This is a genomic window from Paenibacillus sp. FW507-14B1B (assembly GCF_058781425.1).
The window spans coordinates 1-832 of the sequence record NZ_JBYSWS010000017.1 but is presented as its reverse complement, the minus strand read 5'-3'; the positions used below and the strand labels follow the sequence as shown (position 1 = coordinate 832).

General features: G+C 49.6%; 1 rRNA gene. It reads left to right on the top strand.

Features of this window, described 5'->3' with window-relative positions:
* A 16S ribosomal RNA gene (locus AC3WJJ_RS25560) occupies positions 1 to 518 on the top strand; the annotation flags it as partial.
* Between the last annotated feature and the right edge of the window lie 314 nt (positions 519 to 832).

Below are 832 nucleotides of genomic sequence, written 5' to 3'. Positions count from 1 at the left end.
CCTTCGGGACATTCAAGACAGGTGGTGCATGGTTGTCGTCAGCTCGTGTCGTGAGATGTTGGGTTAAGTCCCGCAACGAGCGCAACCCTTGATCTTAGTTGCCAGCAATTCGGTTGGGCACTCTAAGGTGACTGCCGGTGACAAACCGGAGGAAGGTGGGGATGACGTCAAATCATCATGCCCCTTATGACCTGGGCTACACACGTACTACAATGGCTGGTACAACGGGAAGCGAAGCCGCGAGGTGGAGCCAATCCTAAAAAGCCAGTCTCAGTTCGGATTGCAGGCTGCAACTCGCCTGCATGAAGTCGGAATTGCTAGTAATCGCGGATCAGCATGCCGCGGTGAATACGTTCCCGGGTCTTGTACACACCGCCCGTCACACCACGAGAGTTTACAACACCCGAAGTCGGTGGGGTAACCCGCAAGGGAGCCAGCCGCCGAAGGTGGGGTAGATGATTGGGGTGAAGTCGTAACAAGGTAGCCGTATCGGAAGGTGCGGCTGGATCACCTCCTTTCTATGGAGAATCGTTTCCTGCAACGGAAACATTCAAATATCGCTTCAATGAAGCAAACATATGCTTTCGAAGTAGCTTTACTTCGTAAAGCTTTAAACTCACTCGTTGGTCAGTTTTGAGAGTTCAACTCTCAAAATCAAGATTTGATCCTTGAAAACTAGATAACGAAACGAATTTGCGAATTAGAAATATCCTTTTAGCTGAAACTTGTGTCAACAAGTTAAGTTATTGGTAGCATAGGTTAAGCTACTAAGAGCACACGGAGGATGCCTAGGCGCTAGGAGCCGATGAAGGACGTGGCGAACAACGAAACT